Genomic DNA, 21,665 nt, shown 5'->3' on the forward strand with positions numbered 1-21,665 from the left:
TTTTTATTTAATATATTTTCAAAAAATGAAAACTTATGTATACCTTTACTGATATAATTTAATTATAAAATATAATAATTATAACTTAATTTGTAAAAGGGTGGAAAATATGAATAAATTAACTTTAGGAATAGATATAGGTGGAACTTTTATAAAATACGCATTAGTAGATTCAGCATTTAATATAATAGAAAAGTGGAAAATTCCAACAGTTAAGTGTAATACTAAAGATGAATTTTATGATTATATATGTTCAAATGCGAAATACTTAGATGAAGTAGATAGAATAGGGGTAAGTGCTCCAGGATTAGTTAATGAAGCATCAGAAATAAAGTCTTATGCAGCACCAAATGTTGTAATAATGTTTGGGACAAGCGTTAATGAAGAAATATCAAAGAGAACTGGTAAAATAGTTGCAACTATAAATGATGCTAAATCAGCAGGACTTTGTGAGCTTAAAGCTGGTAATGCAAAAGGAACTAAATCATCAGCCTTTCTAATTATAGGAACTGGTACTGGTGGATGCCTATGTAATGAAGATGATGTTATATATGGAGTTGATGGATTTGCAGGGGAGTTTCATCATATGCCATTTATAGATTTCCATGAAAATAAGGTATTAAGACAAGGTGACTATTGCTCAATGACTGCTTTAATTCAAATTTATAATACTAAAGTAAGTGAAGATGAGAGATTAGAGTATGGTCATGAAATAACAGCTAAATATTTAGCTGGAGATGAAGTGGCTAAGTTAGCTATAGAAGACTGGACTAGAAATATAGCAAATCAATTACTATCTATAACAACATTCTATAATCCTGAAATAATATGTTTAGGAGGAGGAATATCTGAAGAGGATTGGTTTATAGATTTAATATCAGAAAGATTTAAAGTAGCATCGAAGAATTTCTTAGGACTAGATATTCTTACAACAAAAATAGGTAGATGTAAGTACAATAATGATGCAAATATATTAGGGGCAGTAATTAAAGTAAATATGAAATAAAATTAAAGAATATAATTATTAAGTAAAAGTACGGAAAGGGATTTTCGTGCTTTTTTTATATTTAATTATGAAATTTTTATATAAATATATTTTCAGTTTAAAAATGTGACTATTATCACAGTTTTTTAGATAAAAGTATGATAGATTTTACTTAGTGAAATAAATAACAATGAATTTAATGATATTAATATATAAAGAAGTGGAGATGAAGTTACTTATGAAAAAAATTCAATCAACTTGTAACTTATGTGCATTAGCATGTAACATTGACTTTCATGTAGAAGACGGAAAAATATATAAGGTTTCACCAACTGTGGATTATCCTGTTAATAAAGGGTTTTGCTGTATTAAAGGTTTAAATTTAGATAAACAGCAAACAAAAATTAAAGCAAGAAAAACACCTCTTTTAAGAGATGAAAATGGAGAAATGAAAGAAATTTCTTGGGAAGAGGGAATAAAAACATTTGCTAAAAAAATGACAGAGATTCAAGAGAAGTATGGTAAGGAAAGTGTTGCTTTCATAAGTACTGGTCAGATGCCAACAGAAGATATGGCACTACTTGGACACGTAGGTAGAAATCATATGGGTATACCTGGTGATGGTAATACTAGATTATGTATGGCTACTTCAGTAGTTGCTCATAAGCAAAGCTTTGGATTTGATGCACCTCCATATACATTAAATGATGCGGAGCTTTCAGATACTATATTCTTAATAGGAGCAAATCCAGTTATAGCCCATCCAGTATTCTGGGGAAGAATAAAGGAAAATAAAGATGCTAAGATAATAGTAATCGACCCAAGAAAATCAGAAACAGCTATGAATGCTGATATATGGATAGATGTTAAGCCAAAAGCAGACTTAGTTTTATTCTATACATTAGCGAATGTATTAATAGAAAAAGGTTATATTGATAATAATTATATTGAAAACTTCACAGAAGGATATGAAGGATTCAAGGAACATGTTTCTAAGTTTACATTAGAAAATGTAGAATCTGAAACTGGAATATCAGCGGAAAGAGTTTTAGAATTAGCTGAAATAATCCATAACGGAAAAAGAGTTTCATTCTGGTGGACGATGGGAGTTAACCAAGGATATCAAGCTGTTAGAACTGCTCAATCAATAATTAACTTAGCTTTAATTACTGGTAATATGGGTAGACCAGGTACAGGTGCTAACTCTTTAACAGGGCAATGTAATGCTATGGGTTCAAGAGCATTTAGTAATACTGCAGGACTTTACGGTGGTGGAGATTTCGATAATCCAGTACGTAGAAAGGCTGTTGCAGAAGCTTTAGGAGTAGATGAAAGTGTACTTGCTACTAAGCCAACAATTCCATATAACGTTATAATAGAAAAAGTTATATCTGGTGAAATAAAAGGTTTATGGGTAATTTGCACAAATCCAAGACACTCATGGGCAAATAATCAGGAATTTGAAAAGGCAGTTAAGAACTTAGATTTCTTTGTAGTTCAAGATATATATGAAGATACAGATAGCGCTAAGCTTTGTGATTTATTCTTACCATCAGTTCCAGCTATTAAAAAAGAAGGTGTATTAATAAACACTGAAAGAAGATTATCAAAGGTTAATCCTGTAATAGCTAAGGAAGAAGGAGAGTTATCTGATTACGAAATCTTCTACAAGATTGGTGAAGAATTAGGAATGGGAGATACTTTAAAAGGATGGGAAACTCCAAGACAAGCATTTGAATTGTTAAAGAAGTGTTCAAAAGGAATGCCTTGTGATATTACTGGTGTAACTTATGAAATGTTAGAAGGTAAGAACATGGAAGGTTCAAGAGGAGTTCAATGGCCATTTAGAGAAGGGGATGTTCTTGAAGCAGATGAAAGAAGATTATTTGAAGATGGTAAGTATTATACTCCATCAAAGAAAGCTAAATTCCACTTTGAAGATATAGCAGAAAATCCAACTCAAACAAGCGAAGAATTCCCATATATATTTAACTCAGGAAGAGGAACAGTAGGACAATGGCATACTCAAGTTAGATCTAGAGAAATTGAAGAATCTGAAAGAATATATTCTAAAGAATCCTATGCATTTATGCATCCAGAACTAGCTAAAGAGTTAAATATAGTAGAAAACGAAAGAGTTAAGATAGCTTCTCAAAACGGAGTTACTAGTGAATTTACTATAAAAATTTCAGACCATGTTAAAAAGAATCATTTATATGCACCAATTCACTACATAGAAACAAATTCACTTACTCCTTCAGTATATGATCCATATTCAAAGGAGCCATCATTTAAGACTGTGGCAGTAAATATCATCAAGAAGTAAGAGGTAGAAAAATGAAGAGAATTAAGATAGATAGAAGTAAATGCGTTGGATGCCTAACATGTACAACTGCATGTATAGTATCTCACGGTTCAGAAGATACAAGAAGTAGAATTACAATAGATAGTAACGGTAAATATGCTCCAATATTCTGTAGACATTGTGATAAACCAGAATGTGTTTATACTTGTATGACTGGTGCTATGAGCAAGGATAGAGAAACAGGAAAAGTAATGTACGATAAAAATAAGTGTGCAAGCTGTTATATGTGTATAATGGCTTGTCCATACGGAGTGTTAAAGGCTGATTCAAGAACTCATAAAGAGATAATGAAATGTGATGGATGTAAGGAAAAAGGAAGCCCACAATGTGTGGCTAAATGCCCGATGTCAGCAATTACTTTAGAGGAGGTTAAGTAATGAGATATGTAGTTATAGGAGCCTCTGCAGCAGGAATCAGCGGAGTTAAGACTTTAAGAGAATTAGATAAAGATGCAGAAATAATATTAGTATCTAAAGATGAAAATGTATATTCAAGATGTATACTTCACCACTATATATCTAATCATAGAGATGTAGAAGCACTAAACTTCACAGATAAAAAATTCTTTGAAGATAATAATATAACTTGGATTAAAGGTGTTGAAGTTAAGTCTATAGATGATAAAGCTCAAAGTTTAGAATTATCTAATGGAGAAACTTTAACATATGATAAAGTGATGCTATGTACAGGTGCATCTGCATTTATACCTCCAGTAGAAGGTTTAAGAGAAGGTAACAATGTAGTTGGATTAAGAAACTTAGATGATGCTGTATTAATAAAGGAACAAGCTAAAAAAGTTAAAAATGTAGTAGTTCTTGGTGCAGGTCTTGTTGGAATAGATGCAGTTAGTGGATTATTAGGACAAGGGTTAAATGTATCTTTAGTTGAAATGGGAGATAAAATATTACCTATTCAATTAGATAAATATACTTCTGATGTATATCAAAAGAAGTTCTCTGAAAATGGTGTTAATTTAAAGCTTGGCGTTAGAGCTGAAAAGTTAATATTAGATGAAAATAAAAACCCTAAGGCTTTAGTTATAAATACTGGCAATGGAACAGAGGAAATTCCATGTGAGTTAGTAATAGTAGCAACAGGTGTTAGATCTAATACTGCATTCTTAGAAGGAAGCAACATAGAATTTGATAGATTTGGTTTAATTATAGATGAAAAGGGTAAAACTAACATTGACAATGTATATGGTGCAGGAGATATAACAGGTAGAAATCCAATATGGCCAACAGCTGTTAAGGAAGGTATTATTGCAGCTAATAATATGTTAGGAAATGAAATGATAATGACAGATTTCTTTGGAAGCAAGAATACTATGAACTTTGTTGGGATAGCAACTATGTCTCTTGGTGATACTGAACCAAAGGATGAAACTTATAAAGTAGAAGTTAAGATTGATGGAGATAACTACAAGAAGATTATCCATAAGGATGGTAAGATTTATGGAGCTTTAATTCAAGGTGATTTATCTTATGCAGGAGTTTTAACTCAGCTTATAAAAGAAAATATAGATATTTCAAAAGTAACTAAAAGTATATTTGATATAGACTATGCAGATTTCTTTAATATGAAAGAAAATTTTGAGTTTATATATTAGTTATAAAAATATCATAACAATCAAGTTTCCACTAAAATTTATATATCAAGGAAGTCCCATCGTTACATTGAATGATGGGGCTTTTTTATAACAGCTGATATATTTTTACAAAAAGATTGTGAAAAAAATATTAAAATACCAAGTAAAACGTGATATTAATCACAGTTTTTAAAGAATTAGTTATATATAATTACAAGTGAAGAGAGACGTTTCGGGAAAAGAGTTAAAAACTTAACAAAAACTAGAAATTTTAATTGAATTAGGAGGTAATTATGAGTAATAAATCATTTTTACAAAAGGTCCAAAACATGCCAGTTGCGATTTTACCTACTATGGTGGGAGCCTTAACGTTAGGAAATGTTTATTCAGGTATGGGTTATACATGGGTAAGACATATTACTACATGGGCGGCAATAATAATTTTATTAGTTTATTTAACAAAAATTATATTCCATTTTGATACTTTTAAGAAGGAATATTCAAACACTGTACCAGCTTCGCTTTATGCAGGAGCTACAATGATAACTATGATTGTAGGTAGTTATTTTTACAATGCAAGTGCTGTCTTTGGTAAGACTTTATGGTTTACTGGTTTAATATTACATGCAATTCATATTTTAATATTTACATATAGAAATGTTATTAAAGGTGTAAATATGCAAACTTTCGTTCCAAGCTGGTTTGTAACATATAATGGAATAATGGTTTCTACTGTTGTTGGCGGAGTTATGAATGAACCTCTTATTGGTAAGATAGTTGTATTTTATGGTATAGCAGTGCTTACTATAATAATGCCATTTATGATTTATAGATTAGTAAAACATGAAATTAAAGATCCAGTATTCCACACTCAAGCAATATTACTTGCACCATCAAGTCTTTGCTTAGTGAGTTACTTTAATTTTATTAAAGAACCGAATGCAATAATAGTATATTATTTATATGCTTTAGTATTAGCTGCATTTATATTTATATTATGGAGATTACCAAAGTTCTTCTCATTTGATTTCCATCCAGGATTTGCAGCATTAACATTCCCTATGGCTATAGGAATAGTTGCTTCAAATAAAATGTCAGCTTATTTAATAGCTCAAGGATATGAAGCTGCTGGAAACGCAGTTAATCAATTAGCAGGAATACAAATTTATGTAACAACAATGTTAATTGGATATATTTTATTACGTTTCTTCATGTTATTTAAAGATAGCTATAAGAAAGATAAACAAGAAAAAGCAGCTTAATTACAAAATAATAAGTTGATAAAGAGATAGAGGTATTTGTTAAAGAATACTTCTATCTTTTCTTTATTTTAAATTTTGAAAACAAAAATATATAATAATTGGTATAATAATTTGTGAAAGTTTTACAGTTGTAAGAATTAAATAATAAATGTAGGTAGAAGGAGATAATTATGATTAAACTTATTGCATCAGATATGGATGGAACATTACTAAATAGCAATCACACTATATCACAAGGAAATATTGAAGCTATAAGAAAAGCACAAGAGCTAGGTGTGAAATTTGCTATAGTTACTGGGAGAAGTTATGATGGTGTTAAACCAATTGCAGATGAATTTAATCTTGATTGTGAATATATTTTAATGAATGGTTCTGAATATAGAGATAGGAATGGAAATATTCTTGAAAATATAACAATTGATAAAGAGAAAGTTAAAGTTGTTATGGAGATTATGGAAGAAGCAGATTTATGTATAGAGCTTTTTACTAATAAAGGAACTTTAACATCAGATTATGAAAAAGTTAAAGCTTCAATAGAAGATAGGGTAAGGTCTTTAAATCCTGAACATAGTGATGAGGAAATTCAAGGATTTTTAAAGGAATTTATTGGCAGAAGAAAAATTACTATTTTTAATAGTATAAATGAGCTAATGGATGATAAAATAGATATATATAAAATTATAACTTTTAATAAAGATGTTGAATTAATTAAGAGTATTAAAGAAAAATTAAAGAAGTTACCAGGACTATCAGTAGTATCAACTTTTGATAATGATATAGAAATTAGTGACATGCAAGCCCAAAAGGGGTTAATACTTGCAAAGGTAGCTGAAAAGATGGGATTAGAAAGAGATGAAGTTATGCCTATAGGGGATAGTTTTAATGATTATTCTATGTTTACAGAGTTTAAAAATGCATGCGCTATGGGAAATGCTATACCTGAAATAAAGGAGTTAGCAGGTTTCATAACTGACACAAATGATAATGATGGAGTAGCTAAAGCGATTTACAGAGCTTTAAATATATAAAATAAAATTATTAGGTGAGATTATGGTTAAGATAAGCTTAGAAGAACTTAAAGACATGGAACTATTTCAAGAGCTATCAGATGAAACATTAAAGCTATTAAGCGAGCATTGTGATATGAAGGAGTATAAGAAGGGGAGTCATGTTTTTAGGGATAGGGAGATTGTAAGTAGAATATATATACTATATTCAGGAAAAGTATCATTATATAAAATGAATGAATCAGCTCAAAAGAAGATAATTTTTATATTAGGGGCAGGTAAGATAATAAATGATTATGCTATTGATGATCTTCCATCTTCAATAAATTGTGAAGTATTTGAAACAGCACAAATCTTATCTATAGATAAAAAGATTTTTCTTGAAATAATGAAAAGTGATTTTGACTTAACAAAGATTTTTATTAAGGCTCAAGCATTAAAAATTAGGAGACTATATAGGCAAATGAAGAATTCAACACCTATAAAAGTCGAAAAGCGTGTTGCAGCTAAACTGTGGAAATTAGCAAAGGACTACGGAGAAGAAGTAGAAGAAGGAACGTTAATAAAATTAAACATAAGTGTTACATATTTAGCTGATATGTTTGGCGCACCCCGTGAAACTATATCGAGAGCATTAAAACTTTTAAGTAAAGAAGATTTAATAATAAATGATAATAAAAAAATTATAATTAAGGACAAAGATAGGCTTTCGAAATTTTTTAAAGGACTGTGATATTAATCACAGTCTTTTTTTCTATCAAAAATTATAATAAAAACATAGATTATTGTTAGTTTAATAACAAAGATAAGAATAACAATTTGAGTAGGAAGTCTTTTAACCTAATAAAATAAAGTTGATTAAGAGGTGTTCAAATGGGATATAAGTTTGATATAGAAAATTTTAATGGCGCATTAAAAGAATTATCAAAGGAGTACAAGATATATGCTCCTAAGGTATTAGAAGGAAAAGGAAGATTCTCAGATACTGATATAGTAAGATATGAAGAAGTATCAAGAGTTGAAGAAATTGAGTTCAATAAAAAATCTCAATTTTCATATAAAGAAGTTTTACTTCCAATTTCTCAGACATTATTCTTCTTTACAGAAAATGAAATGAAAGAAGCTGATATGGAAGAAAAGGCTCCATTAATATTCTTAAGAAGCTGTGATATAAATTCTTTAAGAAGAATTGATGATATATATTTAAGAAATGGATTTGAAGATCCATTTTACAAGAAGATAAGAGAAAAAGCTAAATTTGTATTAATGGGATGCGAAAAAAGCTTTGAAAATTGTTTCTGCGTAAATATGGGAACAAACACAACTGATGAGTATGACATGTACATAAAAGTTAATGGAAATGAAGTTTACTTAGATGTTAAAAATGAAGAATTCAAAGACCTTATGGATAAATTCAACAACGAATCAGTAGATGTAACTCCAGATTTCGTAACTGAAAATGAAGTTAAAGTTAATATTCCAGAAAATTTAACTCAAGAAGTAATGAAATCTAAGATGTGGGATGAATATTCAGAAAGATGTATAGCATGTGGAAGATGTAACTTCGTATGTCCAACATGTACATGCTTCACAATGCAAGATATTTTCTACAAAGAAAACGAAAAATCAGGTGAAAGAAGAAGAGTATGGGCTTCATGTCAAGTTGATGGATACACAGATATGGCTGGAGGACATAGCTTCAGAAATGATAAGGGACAAAGAATGAGATTTAAAGCTCTTCACAAGGTTTATGACTACAAGAAGAAGTGGGGATACCACATGTGCGTAGGTTGTGGAAGATGTGACGATATATGTCCTGAATACATATCATTCTCAAACTGCATAAATAAATTAGAGAAAGCTATGGATGAGGTGAAATAGATGACAAACAATATATACAAACCATTTATATCAGAAATATTAGATGTTATTGAACATACTTCAATAGAATATACTTTTAGAATGGCATTTACAGGAGATGTAAAGCCAGGGCAATTCTTTGAAGTTTCACTTCCTAAGTACGGGGAAGCTCCTATATCTGTAAGTGGAATTGGAGAAGGATATGTTGACTTAACAATAAGAAGAGTTGGTAAAGTTACTGATGAAATCTTCAAGAACTATAAGGGTGACAAGTTATTTATGAGAGGACCATACGGAAATGGTTTCGATATAGATAACTATAAAGGAAAAGAAGTAGTTGTTGTTGCTGGAGGAACAGGACTTTCACCAGTAAGAGGAATAGTAGAATACTTCTCAAGAAATCCTCAAGATGCTAATGGATTCACTTTAATTTCAGGATTTAAATCACCTGAAGATGTATTGTTTAAGGCTGATATAGAAGAATGGAAGAAAAACTTAAATGTAATAATAACAGTTGATAAAGCTGAAGAGGGATATACAGGAAATACAGGACTTGTTACAAAGTATGTTGCGGAGCTTAAGCTAAAAGACTTAGAAAACGTAGAAGTAGTTGTAGTTGGACCTCCAATGATGATGAAGTTTACAGTTTTAGAGTTCTTAAAACTTGGTGTTAAAGAAGAAAATATCTGGATTTCTCAAGAGAGAAAAATGTGTTGTGGAGTAGGTAAGTGCGGACACTGTAAGATAGATGATACTTATATCTGTTTAGATGGACCAGTATTCAACTACACTAAGGGTAAACTTTTAATAGATTAATTAGGAGGCAGAAGTTATGGATATAAATACTAAAAAGCTTAAAAAGAATGCTTTTAGAATAACTAAAACTAGAGGAGTTACAGCTTCAAGAGTTAGAGTTCCAGGAGGACATCTAAAAGCTGAATATTTAGGATTAATTCAAGAAATAGCTGATAAGTACGGAAACGGAACTGTACATATAACTACTAGACAAGGATTTGAAATACCAGGAATAAGCTTCAAGGATATGGATGCAGTTAATAAGATGCTTCAACCTATAATTGAAGGATTAGAAATAAACCAAGAAAATCCTGGAGATGGATATAATGCAGCAGGTACAAGAAATGTATCAGCATGTATAGGAAATAATGTTTGTCCTTTTGCTAACTATAATACTTCTAAGTTCGCAAAGAGAATAGAAAAGGCTATATTCCCAAATGACTTACATTTTAAAATAGCTTTAACTGGATGTCATAATGACTGTATAAAAGCTAGAATGCACGACTTTGGAATACTAGGTATGACTGAGCCTCAATTCGATAAAAACAAGTGTGTATCTTGTGGTGCTTGCGTAAGAGCTTGTAACAAGAAATCAACAGGAGCTATACATGCTGAAAACTATAGACCAGTAAGAGATCACGGCAAATGTATTGGATGTGGAGAGTGTGTAATCAACTGTCCAACAGGTGCATGGACTAGAAGTAAGGAAAAATACTATAGATTAGTTATCATGGGTAGAACAGGAAAGAAGAACCCAAGATTAGCTGAAGACTTTATAGTTTGGGTAGATGAAGATAGTATAGTTAAAATAATTACTAATACTTATAAATATGTTACAGAACATATTGCAAAAGATGCTCCAGGTGGAAAAGAACACATTGGATATATCATAGATAGAACTGGATTTATGGAATTTAAGAAATACGCATTAGAAGGTGTAGAACTTTCAGATAAAGCTGTATTAAAGAATAATGTATATTGGAGCGGAGTAAGATATTAAATTAGATTAGTATAATAATTGCTGACTAATGAAAGAATACTACTATGTAATTAAAATTTAACAAACTAAACTAAAATTAAGGTCGCTATATTAAATTATAGCGGCCTTAAAAAATAGATGTTAAGTTAAAAGGAAACACTAATTCTGATGAATTAATTGGCGTACTCTGCTAGAGTAGCTTAAAGTTACAAAATTATAGATTTGGACTTTTAGTTAACAGTTCATCTACCTAAATCAGAGATTTGGAGACTCACTTAAAAAGTAGTATAATGTAAATATAATAATAAATATTAGGAGCGATAAAATGATAAGATTATTAGCTATAAGAAAAAATATTTCATTAGATATAAGAGAAAAGTTCGCACTTAATCCTAAAAAGCTAGAAGAAGGGCTTAAAGCACTACATAATATATTTGATGAGGTAGTAATATTAAATACATGTAATAGGACAGAAATTTATTTTAATAGCTCTTGTGAAGAAAAGGATGAAGAGATATTAAAAAAGATTTTTGAAGCATTAAAGTGGGAATATGAGTTAGCTGATAATTGTGTTGTTTTAGACCAAGAAAGAGCTATAAGACATCTTATGGATGTAGCCTGTGGATTTCATTCAAAGATTTTTGGAGAAGATCAAATTTTAGGGCAGATTAAAAATGCTTATTCTAAAGCTTTAGAATTAAAAACTGTAAAAAGCATATTAAAAAAATTATTTGAAATGACAATCAGCTGTGGAAAGGAATTTAGAACAAAAAGTAAGCTATATGAAATACCTGTATCTTCAGCATCTATAGCAGTAAATGAAGCTATAAAAAATAATTCGAAAAAATTTATGATAATAGGATATGGGGATGTAGGAAAATTAGTTTCAAAATATATTTTAGCTAATGATTTTGAATCATTAATTATTGGTGTAAGAGATATAAGTAAAGTTAATGATATTAATGATGATAGAGTTTTAGCAATGAATTATGAAGAAGCTAGAAAACATATAGAAAATATAGATTGTCTAATAACTTGCACTTCCGCGCCACATTTAATGATAGAAAGAGTACATATTAAAGAGAGAAATACGCCATTACATATTTTTGATTTATCAGTTCCTCGTGATGTAGAGGATTCTGTAAAATACATAGATAAAGTTTATTTATATGATATTGATAAGGTAAGTTCTATTGATGATAAAAACAAAGAAATAAGAAAAGAGATAATGATATCAAATAAATATATTATTGAAAAAAGTATTGATAAATTTAACCAGTGGAATAAGCAACGTAAAATTTCTCCGTATATAAAAGAAATGAAAGAAGAAAGAGATAAAGTAATATTAGATAGAATAAATAGTTTTTCACATAAGTGTAAGAATGAAGATGATATACAACTGGCAAATACTCTTATAAAAAGCGCTACAGATGTATACATTAATAGAGCAATAGAAGTTTTAAAAGAGGAAACATTAAAGGGTAGTGAGGAAGAATGTTTAAGAATTTTGAAGAGAATATTTATGGAGAAGAAATAGAAAGAATATATTTATCATTTTTCTCAAATAAATTACGAGTTGGAGTAATTGGTGGAGGGAAGGCTGCTATCATAAAGATAAGAAGCTTTTTAAAGAGAAATGTATACGTAGAAGTATTGTCAAGAGAATTTTCTGAAGATATTTTAAATATAAGAGATAAAAACCTTAGATTAATAAAATCAGACTATAAAAGTGATTTTATTCAGGATAAACATATAATTGTAATAGCAATAAATGATAATGAGTTATTACAAAGAATAAAAGATGAATGTGATGAAGCTTATAAGCTATACATTAATTGTTCTGATTTTAAAGATGGTATTGCAGCTATGCCAGTTCAACGAAATTTGAAAAATATATCTTTTGGAATAAATACTGTTGGTGGAAATCCTAGAGGTGCATTAATGGTTGCTGATATTGCTTATAAATCACTTTGTAGTATTGATGATTTTATAGGTTTTATAACAAGGCTTAGAAATAACGCTAAGGTATTAGGAAATCATAAGAAGGAAGTAATAGAATTTTTAAATTCTAATGATTTTAAGTTTTTTTATGATAAAGGAAAAGATAAAACTGTATTTAAGCTTTTTTTAGAGGATGAAGATTTACAGTGCTTATATAGAGGTGAGATAAATGGAGATAGTTATAGCAACAAGAAAGAGTATTTTAGCTCAAGTTCAAGCAGATAAAGTAGGAAAGCTTTTAGAAGAAAAGAGAAATCTAGATTATAAGAAGCTTTTAATCGTAACAGAAGGTGACAGAAGGTTAGATGTGTCTCTTAATAAAATTGGAGGTAAAGGTCTTTTTGTTAAAGAGATAGAATATTCACTAATTAGATTAGAAGCAGATTGTGCTGTTCATTCTATGAAAGATGTACCTTATGCTTTAAGTAATGAATTTGAAATAATAGCAATACCTGAAAGGGAAGATATTAGAGATTGTTTTATCTCAGCTGACGGTACTCATTTTAATGATTTAAAGGAAGGTGCTACAGTAGGAACAAGTAGTATAAGAAGAGCATCTTTTTTAAAAATGATGCGACCAGATTTAAATATAGTACCTATAAGAGGAAATGTTCAAACAAGATTAGAAAAGATGAAGAAGGAAGAAATGGATGGAATAATCCTTGCTGCTGCGGGCTTAAAAAGATTAGGTATGGAAGATATAATAACAGATTATTTTGATCCAAAGGTATTTTTACCAGCTATAGGGCAAGGTGCATTAGGAATAGAGTGTTTAAAAGAATCTAAATATAGAGATGAGTTTAAAGCATTAGATTGTAAGAATTCAAGAATAACTGTTGAAGCTGAAAGAAGTTTTATGACAGCTTTAAATGGAGACTGTCATAGTCTTATTGGAGCTTATTCAGAAATAATAGATGATGAATTATATATGATAGGCGCTTATGAAGTAGATGGTGAAATAATAAGAAAAGAAATAAAAGGGAAAATTGAAGATAACAAAGAGTTGGGAGTTAAACTTGCGGAAAAAATATTAAATCATTAGGAGTATAGTTATGAGTAAAGTTTACATAATAGGAACTGGGCCAACAGATGAAGAGTTATTAACACTTAAAGCTGTAAGAATATTAAAAAAATGTACAGCTGTGTTATATGATAGATTAGTTTCTAATAATATTTTAAATTATTTAAATGAAGAATGTGAAATTTATTACTGTGGTAAAGAGCCAGGAAGTCATTATAAAACTCAAGAAGAAATTAATGAGTCTATTGTAAAACTTGCTAAAGAAGGTCATATTGTAGGAAGGATAAAAGGTGGAGACCCTTATGTTTTTGGTAGAGGTGGAGAAGAGGTATTAGCTCTAGTAGAAGAAAACATAGATTTCGAAGTAGTTCCAGGGGTAACCTCTCCTATAGCAGTTTTAAACTATGCAGGTATACCAATAACTCAAAGGGCTATGGCACAAAGTTTTCATATAGTGACTGGGATGTCTGCAGGAAGTTCAAAAATAAATTATGAGGCATTAGCAAAAGAAACAGGTACCTTAGTTTTTATGATGGGTCTTGAAAATTTAGATTTGATTATAGAAAATTTATTGAAAAATGGTAAAGATGCAAATACAAAAGCTGCAGTAGTTATGAGAGGAACATCATCAAAGCAGAAGAAGGTAGTTGGAACTATTGCCGATATATCTCAAAAGGTGAAGGAAGCTGGATTGAAATCGCCTTGTATAATAGTATTTGGAGAGGTTGTATCTCTAAATGATAAATTAGATTGGTATGGAAACAAACCTTTATTTGGAGCTAATATTTGTGTAACAAGAACTAGAGAGCAATCACAAAGCTTGAAAGAAAAATTAAGAGATTTAGGTGCTGAGGTTACTGAAATAAATTCAATAAGAATTAAAGGTACAGAAGAGAATCTTAAAGGATATTTAGATAGGTTGGAAGATTATGACCATATAATATTAACTTCAGTAAATGGAGTTAATAGATTCTTTGATTATCTTGTAAAAGAAGAGTATGATATTAGAAAAATTAAAGCAAAGTTTTCTGTTATAGGAAAAGCAACTAAGAAAGCATTACAAGCAAGAGGTATTCAGCCTTTTATAATGGCAAGAGAATTCGTAGGTGAAGGTTTGTTTAAAGTTTTAGAGCCTGAACTTAAAAAAGATGAGAAGGTTCTTATACCATGCTCATCATCAAGTAGAACATATTTAAAAAATGAAATTGAATCTTTAGGATTAAAAGTTGATAGAGTACATACATATGATACAGTTTGTGGTGAGATAAAAAATCCAAAAGCTTTTGAGGAAGTAGATATAATTCTTTATACTAGTCCTTCAACAGTTAAAAATATGGTTGATATGGTTGGATTAGAAAAGATAAAGGAAAAGACCAATATAGCTATAGGTCCTCAAACTAATAAAGCCTTAGCTGAAAGAGGAGTAGAGGCTCTTATTTGTAAAAAGCATTCAGAAGATGGTTTCTTAGAAGAAATCGTTGAGATGTATAGGAATATGGAGGATTATTATGATTAAAAGAGGAAGAAGAATAAGAGAAACAGCAGCTATTAGAGCTATGGTTCGTGAAAATATATTAACAGCAAATGATTTTATATATCCTATATTTGTAGTTGAGGGTGAAAATATAAAGGAAGAAATAAAATCTATGGAAGGCAATTATCATTGGTCTATAGATAGATTAGAGGAAGTAATAAATGAAGTTATTAATTGTGGTGTAAAAGGAATAATTTTATTTGGAATTCCTGATACAAAAGATGAATGTGGTAGTTCAGCTTTTGATAGTAATGGAATAGTTCAAAGAGCCATAAAGAAAATAAGAGAAATATCTAAAGATTTATATATAATAACGGATGTTTGTATGTGTCAGTATACTATTCATGGTCACTGTGGAATATTAGATGGTCATAGAATAGATAATGATGCTACTTTAGAAAAGTTAGGTCAAATAGCACTATCACATGCAAAGGCAGGAGCTGATATGGTGGCCCCTTCGGATATGATGGATGGAAGAATAGGATTTATAAGAAATGTATTAGACAATAATGGGTTTACACATGTGGCTATTATGAGTTATGCAGCTAAATATGCCTCTGCATTTTATGGTCCGTTTAGGGAAGCGGCACATTCAGCACCACAGTTTGGTGATAGAAAGTCATATCAAATGGATCCTGCAAATGGAAGAGAAGCTTTAAGAGAAATAAATATGGATATTGAAGAAGGTGCAGATATAATAATGGTTAAACCAGCACTTTCTTATTTAGATATAGTAAGAAAAGCCAAAGATATTGTCGATATTCCAATATGTGTTTATAATGTAAGTGGAGAATATTCAATGATTAAGGCTGCTGCGAAGGCAGGACTTATGAATGAAAAGGCAACAGCTTTAGAAATGCTTCTTTCTATGAAAAGAGCAGGAGCTGATATAATTATAACTTATTATGCATTAGAGGCATCTAAATGGTTAAAGGAAACACAGAACTAATCAGAGATTTAGAGTGTCAGTTAGAGGAGAATTAATATGGGTAACAGAGAAATATTTGAAGAATCTAAAAAATATATGCCAGGTGGAGTTAATTCACCAGTAAGAGCATATAAAGATATGGGAATAAATCCTCCAGTAATGAAAAGTGGTAAAGGTGTTATAGTAAAAGATGAAGATGGAAATGAGTATATAGATTTTGTTTTAGCTTGGGGACCTATGATATTAGGTCATTGTAATGATGATATTGTAAAATGTATACAAGAAATAAGTGAAAGTTCTATAGCTTTTGGAGCACCTACTGAATTAGAGCTTCAAATGGGAAGATTCTTATGTGAAAACTTAGATAATGTTGAGATGGTAAGAATGGTTAACTCTGGAACAGAAGCTACTATGAGTGCTATAAAACTGGCAAGAGGATATACTGGAAAAAATAAAATAATAAAGTTTGCAGGTTGTTATCACGGGCATTTTGATGGTTTTTTAGTTGAGGCTGGTTCTGGAGTTTTAACAGAAGGAATTGCTGGATGTTTAGGTGTGCCTAATGAAAGTGTTAAAAACACATTAATTGGTGTATATAATGATATTGAACAAGTTAGAGCTTTATTTGAAGCTTATCAAGATGATATAGCTGCTGTTATTATTGAACCTGTAGCTGGTAACATGGGAGTTATAAAGGCTGATGATAAATTTATGGAAACTCTTAGAGTGCTTTGTGATGAATATGGTTCGCTTCTTATATTTGATGAAGTTATGAGTGGATTTAGAGTGGCATTTAAAGGAGCCCAAAGTTTATTTGATGTTAAGCCTGACCTTGTAACTTATGCAAAGATTATGGGTGGAGGTCTACCTTGTGGAGCTTATTGTGGAAGAAAAGAAATAATGGAAAAGTTGGCACCTCTAGGTGGGGTATATCAAGCAGGTACAATGTCTGGAAATCCTGTAGTTATGGCAGCTGGACTTGCAACTTTAAATATACTTAAAGAAAACCCAGAGATATATAATCATATAAATAAAATAGGTGAAAAATTAGAAAATGGGCTTTTAGAAATAGCAAAAGAAAAGAATATAGATATAGTTGTTAATAGAGTAGGGGGAATGATGACAATATTCTTCACAGATTTAGCAGCAGTTAATACTTATAATGATGTAAAGACTTGTGATATAGAGAGATTTAAGAGATATTTCCTTCATATGCTTAAGAATGGTATTAATTTACCTCAATCTCAATATGAAGCAGTATTTTTATCTTCAGAACATACAGAAGAACATATTAATAAATTCTTAGATGCATTTAGAAAGTTTGAAGGATAATGAAGAGAGCAGTATTAATAGTTAGTTTTGGAAGTTCTAACTTAGATGCTTATAAACAAGTTGAATCTTTTATAAAAAATATAAAAGATTCGATAGATAAAGAACTATTTATACAGTGTGTATTTACATCAAATATACTTATAAAGAGAATGAAAGAAAAAAATAATATAGATATTTTAAATGTTAAAGAGGCCTTAGAAATATTATTTAATGATGGATATAAAGAGGTGATTTTGCAGCCATTACATATGATTGATGGAAAAGACTGTGATTCGTTGAGAAATATCCTAGAAGAAAATAAAGATAGGTTTAATTATATTAAATTAAATCCCACACTACTTATTAATAAAGGAAAAAATACTAAAGAATCTGCTTTAAATATAGCAAATGCCATAAAGGATAATGTGAATAAAGATAGGTGTGTAGTGTTAGTAGGGCATGGTAGCAATAGATGTCAGGATAATTGTTGTTATACATCTATAGGAATTAATCAGTGTTGCGGAGATAATGGTAATGTATGTAATGATGATTGTTATCAGGAAATTGAAAAGGCCCTTCAAAGTATAGGATATAAGAATGTTATAATTGGAACATTAGAAGGTAGCAGAACTAGGAGTGTTGTACTTAAAGAACTTAAAGATAAGAAAATAGATGATGTGATAATAATGCCTTTATTAGTTTTACCTGGAAATCACATAATTAAAGATATAAAAGGAGATAACTCTTGGGAAAGCTTGTTTAATGAAAATGATATAAATGTTGAAGTAAATTTAAAGAGTTTATTAGAATACGAAAAAATTCAAAAACTTTATATTGATATGATAAATGAAGCTATAAATGTTGAGTGAAAATCTAAATCTTTGATTTAGTTATTTATATGAACTTAAGTGAAAGTTTGTAACTTTAAGTTACATAGAGTGAATTCATCTATAGGATTAGTTTGATTTACTCCATAATAAAAAGGTTGTAGCAATACAACCTTTTTATTATGGAATTGTTATATTATTAAGGCAATTATAAGTCATTTCTACTAGTGTGTAGATAACTCCACCAAGAGTAATTGTCAATAAAATACTCATAATAAAAACCTCCACTTAACAAAATTTAATTTCTATATTAATATAATAATCCAAAAGTATTAATAAAATACAGATAAAAATGTTAAGAATTATTAAATTCACAGAAGTTTCATATAAAAAATTAAATTTATAATAATAAATGTGTTATAGGCATTATAGCTACGCCTAAAAATATTGATGCTAATGAAAGTTTTATATGACCGTATTCTCTTGATGATGGAATAAGTTCAGAAAATGAAATATACATCATAATACCGGAAACTACAGCGAATACTATTCCTAGTACTAAGTCATTAATAAATGGTTTTAAAAATAAGAATGATATAAATGCTCCAAGGGGTTCAGCCATTCCTGAAAGAAAGGAGTATTTTAATGCTTTAGCTCTACTTTTAGTTGCAAAATATATTGGCATAGCTATTGCAATACCTTCTGGGATGTTGTGAAGTGCTATAGCTAAAGTTACGGAAATTCCTAAAGCTGCATCTTGGTAACCAGAAACAAATGTAGCAATACCTTCAGGGAAATTATGTATCATTAAAGCTATTGTAGATACTAAACCAACTCTGAAAAGGCCAAAATTTTTATCATCCTTTGGAACTTGAGATTTTTCTTCGTCTGGTATAAAGCTATCAATTAAAAATGCCATTAAAGCACCGATAAGCATAAATAATATTGACCAAAGTATTCCGTTTGCTTTTCCGTGATATTTGCTTATAGCTTCTTGTGCTGCTGGGAAAAGGTCTGTAAAAGATACTGTTATCATAACTCCAGCAGAAAATCCAAGAGAAAATGTAAGAAATCTATTGTTTTTTGTTTTTGTGAAAAATACTAAAACTGCCCCAATCACTGTTGAAAGTCCGGCTATAGATGAAAGTATTAATGGAAATAGAGAATTTTTATCAATCATACAGAGCTCCTTTTATCATTATTACATAACTATAATATGATTGAATTAATAAGTTTATTTATAATATATAAACTATATTTTTATATATTTTTACACTCTAATTAAATATTCGTCATATTCTATTATATGGATTTAATGAGAGGTGAAAATTATGTGTGGTATTGCAGGATGGATAGACTTTAATAACGATTTAAGAGATAAAAGAAGCATCGTAGATAAGATGGTAAAGACTTTAGAGAGAAGAGGACCAGATGATGAAGGAGTATATGTAAGTACTAATGTTTTATTAGGACACAGAAGATTAGTTGTAGTTGACCCAGAAGGTGGAAGACAACCTATGACTAAGATTGTTGATGGCAATGAATATACTATAGTTTATAATGGAGAATTATATAACACTGAAGACTTAAGAAAAGAGTTAATAAATAAAGGATTTAATTTTGAGTCATATTCAGATACTGAAGTTTTATTAACATCTTATATTTGCTGGGGACTTGAAGTAATAAATAGATTAAATGGTATATTTGCTTTCGCTATCTATGATAAGAAGAAAGAACAAGTTTTTTTAGCAAGAGATCATATGGGAGTAAAGCCTTTATTTTATGCTAAGAGAGGTAACTCTATAATTTTTGGATCAGAGCTAAAGACTATATTGGCACATCCTTATGTAAAAGCAGAAGTGGATAGAGAGGGATTAACCGAAGTGTTTGCAGTAGGACCAGCTCGTCCTCTTGGAAGTGGTATTTATAAAGGGGTAAATGAAATAGCACCAGCTAATTGTATGGTTATCAATAAAGATGGTGAACGTATATGGGAATACTGGAAGGTTACTGCTAGAGAATTGGATGAAACTACAGATGAATCTATAGAACATGTTAGAGAACTATTAATAGATGCGATTAAGAGACAATTAGTTGGAGATGTACCTATATGTACATTTCTTTCAGGTGGTTTAGACTCTTCAATAATATCAGCAGTAGCAGCAAAGGAGTTTAAAGAGAGAGGAAAGACTTTAACAACTTATTCTATTGACTATGAAGATAATGATAAATATTTTAAATCATCACTATTTCAACCAACATCTGATCAATATTGGGCAGAAAGAATGGCTGAATTTATAGGAAGTAATCATAAGACAGTAGTTTTAAGTCAAAAAGATTTAGCAGAAGCACTTATAGAATCTACTTTAGCTAGAGATTTGCCAGGTATGGCTGATATAGATTCATCTTTATTACTATTTACAAGAGAGATACGAAAAGATTTTGTAGTTGGATTATCAGGAGAATGTGCAGATGAAATATTTGCAGGTTATCCTTGGTTTACCAATGAAGAAATGATAAATGCAAAGACATTTCCTTGGTCAAGAAGTGTAAGTAGTAGAAGAGAAATTTTAAATTCTAATTTAAAGAATTTAGATATTGAAGGCTTTACAAATGATCAATATGAAAAAACATTAAAAGATGTTCCTCATATAGATGGAGAAGATGCAAAAACTTATAGAATGAGAGAGATATTCTATCTTAATTTAAAGTGGTTTATGGTTAATTTACTAAATAGAAAAGATAGAACCACTATGTATAATAGCTTAGAAGTAAGAGTTCCTTTTGCTGATCATAGAATAGTTGATTATGCATTTAATTTACCAGTTGAAACTAAGCTGTTAGATGGAAGGGAAAAAGGACTATTAAGAAAAGCATTTGTAGGTATTTTACCAGATGAAATACTATTTAGAAAAAAGAGTCCTTATCCTAAAACTCATAATCCTATATATACTTCAATAGTTTGTAGTATGATGAATGAAATTTTAAATGATAAGACTTCTCCGATATTAGAAGTAATTGATAGAAATGTGGTTAAAGAAATTGTTGAAAGTAAAGGGGAATCTTTTAAGACCCCTTGGTATGGACAATTAATGACAGGACCTCAATTAATAGCTTATTTAATACAAGTTAATGCATGGCTTAAAGAATATAATGTTAATTTAATATTATAAGATTAAATTTGTTAAGCTAATATGCTCAC

The 21,665-nt window shown here is 29.9% G+C and carries 19 protein-coding genes; 18 read left to right on the plus strand and 1 reads right to left on the minus strand.

Features of this window, described 5'->3' with window-relative positions:
• Positions 1-109: 109 nt before the first annotated feature.
• The 17 genes from LQE93_RS10245 to LQE93_RS10325 all read left to right on the plus strand — a co-directional run bounded on the left by LQE93_RS10245 (position 110) and on the right by LQE93_RS10325 (position 18,505).
• Positions 110-1,006, plus strand: coding sequence for an ROK family protein (locus tag LQE93_RS10245; protein ID WP_055266443.1), 897 nt, complete (start codon positions 110-112; stop codon positions 1,004-1,006).
• A 217-nt stretch (positions 1,007-1,223) separates the two neighbouring features.
• Positions 1,224-3,311, plus strand: coding sequence for a molybdopterin oxidoreductase family protein (locus tag LQE93_RS10250; protein ID WP_231073479.1), 2,088 nt, complete (start codon positions 1,224-1,226; stop codon positions 3,309-3,311).
• An 11-nt stretch (positions 3,312-3,322) separates the two neighbouring features.
• Positions 3,323-3,727: a 4Fe-4S dicluster domain-containing protein gene (locus LQE93_RS10255; RefSeq protein ID WP_231073480.1), complete on the plus strand. Its 405-nt coding sequence runs from the start codon at positions 3,323-3,325 to the stop codon at positions 3,725-3,727.
• Entirely contained in the window at positions 3,727-4,959 is a 1,233-nt protein-coding gene (locus LQE93_RS10260; RefSeq protein WP_055266448.1) for an NAD(P)/FAD-dependent oxidoreductase, read from the plus strand. Before LQE93_RS10255 ends, LQE93_RS10260 begins: the two co-directional genes overlap by 1 nt.
• A gap of 272 nt (positions 4,960-5,231) precedes the next feature.
• Complete coding sequence (locus LQE93_RS10265; protein WP_055266450.1) at positions 5,232-6,200, plus strand: TDT family transporter; 969 nt, start codon at positions 5,232-5,234, stop codon at positions 6,198-6,200.
• Between the two features lie 170 nt (positions 6,201-6,370).
• The gene (locus LQE93_RS10270; RefSeq protein WP_055266452.1) at positions 6,371-7,228 is read left to right on the plus strand and encodes a Cof-type HAD-IIB family hydrolase; all 858 of its coding nucleotides are present in this window, start codon (positions 6,371-6,373) and stop codon (positions 7,226-7,228) included.
• A 22-nt stretch (positions 7,229-7,250) separates the two neighbouring features.
• On the plus strand, positions 7,251-7,940 hold the full coding sequence (locus tag LQE93_RS10275; RefSeq protein ID WP_055266454.1) for a Crp/Fnr family transcriptional regulator: 690 nt from the start codon (positions 7,251-7,253) through the stop codon (positions 7,938-7,940).
• 140 nt (positions 7,941-8,080) lie between these two features.
• On the plus strand, positions 8,081-9,088 hold the full coding sequence (gene asrA, locus LQE93_RS10280; protein WP_055266456.1) for an anaerobic sulfite reductase subunit AsrA: 1,008 nt from the start codon (positions 8,081-8,083) through the stop codon (positions 9,086-9,088).
• The gene (asrB, locus tag LQE93_RS10285) at positions 9,089-9,883 is read left to right on the plus strand and encodes an anaerobic sulfite reductase subunit AsrB (protein ID WP_055266458.1); all 795 of its coding nucleotides are present in this window, start codon (positions 9,089-9,091) and stop codon (positions 9,881-9,883) included.
• A 16-nt stretch (positions 9,884-9,899) separates the two neighbouring features.
• On the plus strand, positions 9,900-10,862 hold the full coding sequence (gene asrC / locus LQE93_RS10290) for a sulfite reductase subunit C (RefSeq protein ID WP_055266460.1): 963 nt from the start codon (positions 9,900-9,902) through the stop codon (positions 10,860-10,862).
• Positions 10,863-11,166: 304 nt separating this feature from the next.
• The gene (gene hemA, locus LQE93_RS10295) at positions 11,167-12,378 is read left to right on the plus strand and encodes a glutamyl-tRNA reductase (RefSeq protein WP_231073482.1); all 1,212 of its coding nucleotides are present in this window, start codon (positions 11,167-11,169) and stop codon (positions 12,376-12,378) included.
• Positions 12,336-13,067 carry an NAD(P)-dependent oxidoreductase gene (locus LQE93_RS10300; protein ID WP_055266464.1) on the plus strand — a complete coding sequence of 244 codons (732 nt, stop codon included), beginning with the start codon at positions 12,336-12,338 and terminating at the stop codon, positions 13,065-13,067. Before hemA ends, LQE93_RS10300 begins: the two co-directional genes overlap by 43 nt.
• Positions 13,012-13,884 (plus strand): hydroxymethylbilane synthase, encoded by an 873-nt coding sequence (hemC, locus tag LQE93_RS10305; protein WP_055266466.1) that lies wholly within the window; start codon positions 13,012-13,014, stop codon positions 13,882-13,884. Before LQE93_RS10300 ends, hemC begins: the two co-directional genes overlap by 56 nt.
• 10 nt (positions 13,885-13,894) lie before the next feature.
• Entirely contained in the window at positions 13,895-15,379 is a 1,485-nt protein-coding gene (cobA, locus tag LQE93_RS10310) for a uroporphyrinogen-III C-methyltransferase (RefSeq protein ID WP_055266468.1), read from the plus strand.
• Positions 15,372-16,346, plus strand: a complete 975-nt coding sequence (hemB, locus tag LQE93_RS10315) for a porphobilinogen synthase (protein ID WP_055266470.1) — start codon at positions 15,372-15,374, stop codon at positions 16,344-16,346. Before cobA ends, hemB begins: the two co-directional genes overlap by 8 nt.
• Positions 16,347-16,382: 36 nt before the next feature.
• The gene (gene hemL / locus LQE93_RS10320; RefSeq protein ID WP_055266472.1) at positions 16,383-17,657 is read left to right on the plus strand and encodes a glutamate-1-semialdehyde 2,1-aminomutase; all 1,275 of its coding nucleotides are present in this window, start codon (positions 16,383-16,385) and stop codon (positions 17,655-17,657) included.
• Entirely contained in the window at positions 17,657-18,505 is an 849-nt protein-coding gene (locus LQE93_RS10325; RefSeq protein ID WP_055266474.1) for a sirohydrochlorin cobaltochelatase, read from the plus strand. Before hemL ends, LQE93_RS10325 begins: the two co-directional genes overlap by 1 nt.
• A gap of 358 nt (positions 18,506-18,863) precedes the next feature.
• On the opposite strand, the gene zupT is transcribed toward LQE93_RS10325, so the two are convergent.
• Positions 18,864-19,643, minus strand: a complete 780-nt coding sequence (gene zupT, locus LQE93_RS10330) for a zinc transporter ZupT (RefSeq protein ID WP_055266476.1) — start codon at positions 19,641-19,643, stop codon at positions 18,864-18,866.
• 151 nt (positions 19,644-19,794) lie between these two features.
• Between zupT and asnB the strand changes: the two genes are divergently transcribed.
• On the plus strand, positions 19,795-21,636 hold the full coding sequence (gene asnB / locus LQE93_RS10335; RefSeq protein ID WP_231073484.1) for an asparagine synthase (glutamine-hydrolyzing): 1,842 nt from the start codon (positions 19,795-19,797) through the stop codon (positions 21,634-21,636).
• Positions 21,637-21,665 lie beyond the last annotated feature (29 nt).

Origin of the sequence: Clostridium sp. NSJ-145 (assembly GCF_021044725.1) — a bacterium.
Classification (GTDB): domain Bacteria; phylum Bacillota; class Clostridia; order Clostridiales; family Clostridiaceae; genus Clostridium; species Clostridium disporicum_B.